The 5,640-nt window shown below is 63.6% G+C and carries 8 protein-coding genes; 4 read left to right on the forward strand and 4 right to left on the reverse strand.

The window, feature by feature from the left end; genetic code table 11:
- Window positions 1–183 precede the first annotated feature (183 nt).
- The 3 genes from AC1D00_RS24020 to AC1D00_RS24030 all read right to left on the reverse strand — a co-directional run bounded on the left by AC1D00_RS24020 (window position 184) and on the right by AC1D00_RS24030 (window position 1,888).
- Window positions 184–1,146, reverse strand: a complete 963-nt coding sequence (locus tag AC1D00_RS24020; protein ID WP_477012359.1) for an AraC family transcriptional regulator — start codon at window positions 1,144–1,146, stop codon at window positions 184–186.
- Between the two features lie 146 nt (window positions 1,147–1,292).
- On the reverse strand, window positions 1,293–1,556 hold the full coding sequence (locus AC1D00_RS24025; RefSeq protein ID WP_404559201.1) for a hypothetical protein: 264 nt from the start codon (window positions 1,554–1,556) through the stop codon (window positions 1,293–1,295).
- Between the two features lie 47 nt (window positions 1,557–1,603).
- Window positions 1,604–1,888 (reverse strand): hypothetical protein, encoded by a 285-nt coding sequence (locus AC1D00_RS24030; protein ID WP_027549259.1) that lies wholly within the window; start codon window positions 1,886–1,888, stop codon window positions 1,604–1,606.
- A gap of 321 nt (window positions 1,889–2,209) precedes the next feature.
- On the opposite strand from AC1D00_RS24030, the gene AC1D00_RS24035 reads away from it, so the two are divergent.
- Window positions 2,210–2,671 (forward strand): host attachment protein, encoded by a 462-nt coding sequence (locus tag AC1D00_RS24035; RefSeq protein ID WP_027549260.1) that lies wholly within the window; start codon window positions 2,210–2,212, stop codon window positions 2,669–2,671.
- Window positions 2,672–2,701: 30 nt separating this feature from the next.
- Here AC1D00_RS24035 and AC1D00_RS24040 read toward each other — a convergent pair whose 3' ends face one another.
- Window positions 2,702–2,965 (reverse strand): hypothetical protein, encoded by a 264-nt coding sequence (locus tag AC1D00_RS24040; protein WP_027549261.1) that lies wholly within the window; start codon window positions 2,963–2,965, stop codon window positions 2,702–2,704.
- A gap of 291 nt (window positions 2,966–3,256) precedes the next feature.
- Between AC1D00_RS24040 and AC1D00_RS24045 the strand changes: the two genes are divergently transcribed.
- The 3 genes from AC1D00_RS24045 (at window position 3,257) to AC1D00_RS24055 (ending at window position 5,510) form a co-directional block, all read left to right on the forward strand.
- Window positions 3,257–3,703 carry a hypothetical protein gene (locus AC1D00_RS24045; RefSeq protein ID WP_135178134.1) on the forward strand — a complete coding sequence of 149 codons (447 nt, stop codon included), beginning with the start codon at window positions 3,257–3,259 and terminating at the stop codon, window positions 3,701–3,703.
- A gap of 95 nt (window positions 3,704–3,798) precedes the next feature.
- Complete coding sequence (locus AC1D00_RS24050; protein WP_404557143.1) at window positions 3,799–4,671, forward strand: DMT family transporter; 873 nt, start codon at window positions 3,799–3,801, stop codon at window positions 4,669–4,671.
- A gap of 95 nt (window positions 4,672–4,766) precedes the next feature.
- Window positions 4,767–5,510 (forward strand): hypothetical protein, encoded by a 744-nt coding sequence (locus AC1D00_RS24055; protein WP_167771422.1) that lies wholly within the window; start codon window positions 4,767–4,769, stop codon window positions 5,508–5,510.
- Window positions 5,511–5,640 lie beyond the last annotated feature (130 nt).

A 5,640-nucleotide genomic window follows, 5' to 3' on the forward strand; every position in this document is an offset into this window, starting at 1 on the left:
GATTGGTCGCGCGCGTCCGTGACGAAGTGCGATCCAGGCGATCTGGCGCAGGCCGAAAATCGCAGGACGCGCGGCCAATATTGCGTCCGACTTGACGCCTCCCGAGCGCGCAGCCCCGACTGGCGTTCCAGCTATGTTCCAGGGCGATACTGGGGTCGGGTGGCCGTAGCGCGGCTAGTGGCGTCAGCTTGCCGGAAGCCTGATCTGCCGCCCCCGCGCCAGCGTGTCCGATGGCGCCTCGTGGAAGGTGGCACGGTAGGCCGCGGCAAACTCACCCATGTGGTGGAAACCCTGGGCGCGCGCGCAGGTGGCAACGGTGGCGCCGCCGCCTTTGAGCAGCCGGGCGCGTGTTGCCCACAATCTCTTCAGGCGGATGTACTGGTGCAGGCTCATGCCGCGCACCTTGCTGACGGCGCCGCCGAGCGTCCGGATCGAGACACCGAACTCACCGGCGAGATCGGCCGTGTAGATCGGAGCGGTCGGATAGGCCGCGACGTAATCGTCGATCCGTTGCACGAGCTTGGTCGACCGCCCGCCCTGGACCGAGGTGCTCCGATCCGGGCGCGCATCGATCCGAAACAAATCGTCGAGCGCGAGCAGCAGGCCTTCCTGGAGATGGGCGGCGACCTCGGTGCTCTCGAACAGGAGCGGCTGCACCGACGCGGTTCGCAGGATGTCGAGCAGGAGTTGCCGTGTGTGCAGCAGGGCGGGTCGGTTCGCGACATAGGCCCGCAAATCGTCGGCATGATCGAACCAGCCCCGGTCTTTCAGGCCCGGAGAGAAGATGATCATCGCGTGATAATTGGTCTGGGGTTCGACGAAATGGCATTGATCGTTGCCGCGGAGCGCAACGAAGAAGCGCGCGTCGAGATCCATTCCCTTGGAATTGACCTGAAGGTCGTCGGTCATCGGCAGGATCACCATCCCGCCCGGCATGCGATAGGCGGTGTCGAGGATGCGCGCGAAGGATCTCATCACGATGATGCGGCACGCCGGCAGAGCGACGACGGCGCGGGCGGCCGCGAAGTTCGGGACGTCGAGCGGAATGCTTCGGGCATCCTCCATCGACTCGATCGGCCGAAACGCATCGACATCGGCAAAGCCGATCAGTTGAAGTGCGGAGGACGGGGCGAGGGCGTCGAACATGCGTCGGGCCGGCTGCTGCAATGTGACAATCAAATGAACGTCGGTACATCGACATCAATGGCGAAACATCGTGCTTCAGTAAACGGGATTCCGGGCCGTAGTATTGCGGACATCATGCCATGACGTCCGTCAGATCATTGTCACCGTCAACGTTCTCGGCTCATCGGTTGGCCGGAGGCGAGGTCGATGAAATGCAGGCGCGTGCAGGCGGGACAGGCGAAGGACTCGAAGCTGCGTCCCTCCGGTCCCTGCTGCTTCTCCAGATGCGTCTGCACGTTCATGCCCGTCTGGGGGCATCGAAAAACAATCAACTCGGCCATCGCTGTAGAATGACGGCGCGGCGAATTTTCCTCTTTGATCTGGATCAGTTTTGGAATTGCTCCAGGCCGGCCGAACAGGCGCGTGGGCACTCCACGATCTTGCAAAAGCGAAGGGGCCCCGAGGGCCCCTTCGAATGTTACCAGCGGCGATAGCCGTAATAACCATAGCGCGGGCCGTAGCCGCCGTAGTAGCGCGGCGGTCCATAATATCGGGGGCCGTAGTACGGCCGCGGGCCGTAATAGCCATAATAGTTCGGACGCCAGAAACATTGCCCCCAGGCGTCGCAGACCATACGGACCTGCTCGACGTCGGAGACCTGCGGGACCGCAGGTGCAGGCGCGATGGGCATGGCGGACGCCGCCGGCGATGCCGCGAGGGCACCGAACAGGGACGCGGCGACGAGGCCAATCTTGAGATTCATGATGTCTTCCTCTGCTTACGCAATACAGGATATCGAAGTTGTTCTGATCAAATTGTGGCGGAACCGAAATGTAATGCTGATGAACAAATTTTCAGTTGCCCCGCCGCGCGCCTGATCCAGCTCCGCCAGACTACGCCAGCTCCGCGCTTCTGGCCATGCCGTGCTCGCATCGCGGCACTTCGCCACCAACCTTGATCCTGCGCAATTCATCTTCGATGCTTCCTCCCTAGTCTTGTCGCCGTGGGCCGTCCTTCGCGGAATGCGAAGAGCGTTCGGCTGGTCGTCCGCATCGGTCGCCCACTGTTTGTTTGGAGCTCTGCAATGGACAAGATGAGAATCGACAAGGGTGACTGGCTGGTCGTGTGCGACGGGCGCAAGGCGCTCATTCTGGAAAACCTCGGCGACGAGATGTTTCCGAACCTCCACACCAGGGAGGTGCACGAGCGGCCCAATCCCCCGACGAGCGCGCAGGGAAGCGACGCGCCGGGCCGATTGCATGGCGCGGCCGGCGGTGCGCGCAGCTCGGTCGAGCAGACCGATTGGCACGATGAGGCCGAGCGCGCCTTCCTGCGCGGCCTGGCCAGCCGGCTCGACGCCGCGGTCAGCTCGGGCGAGACCTCGGCCCTGACCATGGTGGCCTCGCCGCGTGCGCTCGGCATGATCCGCGCCGATTATTCGGACGTCGTGCGCAAGGCGCTTCAGGGCGAGGTGGGCAAGGACCTCGTCAAGCTGCCGGTCTACGAGATCGAGAAGCAATTGCTGCTGTCGGGCGTCGCCCGATAGGGACGCCCGCAGCGGACGCGCCAGTGCCCCTCAGTAGCAGGGGTGCCGGCGACGGTCCTGGCCGACATAGGCGGCCGCGCTCTGGTAGCAGTGGTTGGTCGAGGGGCCGTCGTAATAGGCGAAGGTGCCGGGGGTGATGCCGGGGCCGTAATTGTGCAGATAGCTGATCGGGTAGGGCAGCGGGTTGGCGTAGGAGCGGTGGTAGCGGTGATGACCCCGCGCCTCCGCGAGGCCAGGGGCTAGGATTGCGGCCGACAGGGCAGCAACCGCGGCTACAAGCTTCAACTTGCTCATCTCGATTCTCCGGAACCCGCGCGAATAGGTCTGCCGGTTATAGCCATTTCAGGCCGCCAGGACACCCGTCCGGTGGGCGGAAAACGGGCCCAATCCCGCAGATTCCCGGATGGGTGTGACAGAATTGCCGGAAGTGCGGCCGGATCCTGCCCATTTTTGGCCTTTTCCGGATGCTTAACGAATTCCCCACACAAGTATGACCAAAGAGAATTCGATAAGACTCCTGTTGCCGGCCCTTTGGGGGTCCTTCGAGGCCGGTCCCATTCCTGAAGGCTGTCGTCGTCCGCCGCCATGCGCATCACGCTTTTGAGCCTGCTGTTGCTCTGCCTCGCCGCCGCCACGCCAGCGCGGGCCGAGCTGCACATCACCCGCGACCATGGCGGCTATGTCGACGAGTACAAGGCCAAGTACAAGCGTGTCCGCGAGAAGGGCGAGCGCGTCATCATCGACGGCATCTGCAACTCGGCCTGCACGCTCGTGCTCGGCATCGTGCCGATGAACAAGATCTGCGTGACGCCGCGCGCCAGCCTCGGCTTCCATCAGGCCTATTACGACAAGGCCTTCACCTTCGGCATCAAGGTCACCAGCGCGGAAGGGACGTCCGACCTGATGTCCTATTATCCTGATACGGTGAAGGACTGGATCCGCCGCAATGGCGGGCTCACCACCGACATGAAGAAGATCAAGAACGGCATCGAGCTCTGGAAGATCATCGACCCCTGTCCGGACGAATGGTGAGCGGCTGATCCGAGCTGCTCTCCGTCGCAGCGCAGCATCGCTCAGGTCGAAATTCGCATTGCCGCATAGGCCCCCATCGGGCAATGAGGGCGGCAATGAACCATAATCAAGAAGCCCTGACCGCCCGCGCCGCGCCGATCCTGTTCGTCCTGCTCTGGAGCACCGGATTCATCGGCACCAAATTCGTCATCAACAATGCCGATCCCTTGACCTATCTCGCCATCCGCATGGCGATCGTGGTCGGCCTGATGGCGATCATCGCAGGCATCGCGCGGCCGAAATGGCCGGACCGTATCGGCATCGCGCATAGCGCGGTGGCCGGCATCCTCGTCCATGGCTTCTATCTCGGCGGCACCGCCATCGCGATCGCGCATTCGATTCCGGCCGGGCTCTCCGCGCTGATTCCGGGCCTGCAGCCGATCCTGACCTCGACCATCGCCAACCGCTGGCTGGGCGAGAAGGTGACGCCGGTGCAATGGGCGGGGCTGGTGCTCGGCCTCGGCGGCGTGGTGCTGATCCTGCACAACCGCCCCATGACCGGCGAAGCCGGGCTCGGCTGGCTTGCCTCGGTGGTCTCGCTGGTCAGCATCACGCTCGGCACGCTCTATCAGCGCCGCTACTGCAACCACATCGACTGGCGCGCCGGCAATTTCGTGCAATATGTGGCCGTCACCGTCTTCTTCGCGGTCGGCGCCTTCCTGTTCGAGGATCGCGTGGTGCACTGGACGCGGGAGTTCGTGCTCGCGCTTGGCTGGCTCACTGTGGCGCTCTCGATCGGATCGATCGGGCTGTTGTACTGGCTGATCCGCCACGCGGCGGCGACGTCGGTGGCGAGCCTGTTCTACCTCGTGCCCGCCGTGACCGCGCTGATGGCTTACGCACTGTTCGACGAGAAGCTCGATGCGCTGGCGATTGCAGGCATGGCGATGTGCGCGGCCGCGGTGTTCGTGGTCAACCGGCGCGTCTAGGCCGACAGGCGAGGCGGCGGAATACATCCCTGACGTGTGCGGCGCGCCGTGTTAGGGTGGCCGGATTTCAGTTTCCCTTTCACGCGGTGATGTCCATGAAGAAGACGAGACGTGCGCTGCTCGGCCGGTCGCTGAGGCCAGTCCGGATTGCCTGCATCAACTACGCGGAGGAGTCGATCAGCGGCAGCAAAATGAGCCAGCTCACCGCGGCGCTCCAGAAGTGTTACGACAAGCATTTCCTGCCGGTGTGGGGCTATCCGGTCGACCTTTACGTCACGAAGAAGCCGAAGCCTGCCGATTGGCAGCTCGTCTATTTCGACGACGCCTCGCATGAGGGGCTGCTCGGGCGCCATGAGCTGACGCATCGCGGCCAGCCGATCTCGAAGATCTTCGTCAAGGCGCTGGACGGGGAGCCCGTCAGCGTCGCGGCCTCGCACGAGCTGTTCGAGATGGTGCTCGACCCCATGGCCAATCTCTGGGCCGACAAGAACAGGAACACGCAATATGCCTATGAGGTCTGCGACGCCGTGGAGGAGGACTCCTTCTTCGTCGACGGCGTCGAGATGTCGAACTTCGTCTACCCATCCTGGTTCGAGCCGTTCGAGCATCCCCGCGGCACCAAGTTCGACCACAAGGGTACGCTGACGGAGCCGTTCTCGATGACCGAGGGCGGCTACGTCATCAAGAAGGTCAACGGCAGGCGGGTGATCAAGCAGTTCGGCTCGCCTGAGAAACGGCGGCGCTTTGCCAGGGAGGACCGGCGCGGCCATCGCAGCGAATTTCGCGATCCGCAAGGGGTCCATCATCCGGGCCGGCGCGCAGCCAAGCGACGCGGATAGGCTATTGCCGGGATAAGCCTCCGGGCGCGTCCGCACCCGGAGGCTTGTTGGTGTCTGTTCTCGGGAGCGCGATCAGCGCTTGGACTTCTTGGCCTTCTTCTTTTTGGCGGCCTTCTTCGCGGATTTCTTC

The sequence above is a fragment of the Bradyrhizobium sp. P2_E8 genome (genome assembly GCF_056403875.1).

Bases quoted from the DNA above. Each gene is read 5' to 3' on its own strand.
- AC1D00_RS24035 (WP_027549260.1), top strand. From the start codon at position 2,210: ATGGACAAGATGAGAATCGACAAGGGTGACTGGCTGGTCGTGTGCGAC.
- AC1D00_RS24055 (WP_167771422.1), top strand. From the start codon at position 4,767: ATGAAGAAGACGAGACGTGCGCTGCTCGGCCGGTCGCTGAGGCCAGTC.
- AC1D00_RS24040 (WP_027549261.1), bottom strand. From the start codon at position 2,965: ATGAGCAAGTTGAAGCTTGTAGCCGCGGTTGCTGCCCTGTCGGCCGCA.
- AC1D00_RS24020 (WP_477012359.1), bottom strand. From the start codon at position 1,146: ATGTTCGACGCCCTCGCCCCGTCCTCCGCACTTCAACTGATCGGCTTT.
- AC1D00_RS24045 (WP_135178134.1), top strand. From the start codon at position 3,257: ATGCGCATCACGCTTTTGAGCCTGCTGTTGCTCTGCCTCGCCGCCGCC.
- AC1D00_RS24030 (WP_027549259.1), bottom strand. From the start codon at position 1,888: ATGAATCTCAAGATTGGCCTCGTCGCCGCGTCCCTGTTCGGTGCCCTC.
- AC1D00_RS24050 (WP_404557143.1), top strand. From the start codon at position 3,799: ATGAACCATAATCAAGAAGCCCTGACCGCCCGCGCCGCGCCGATCCTG.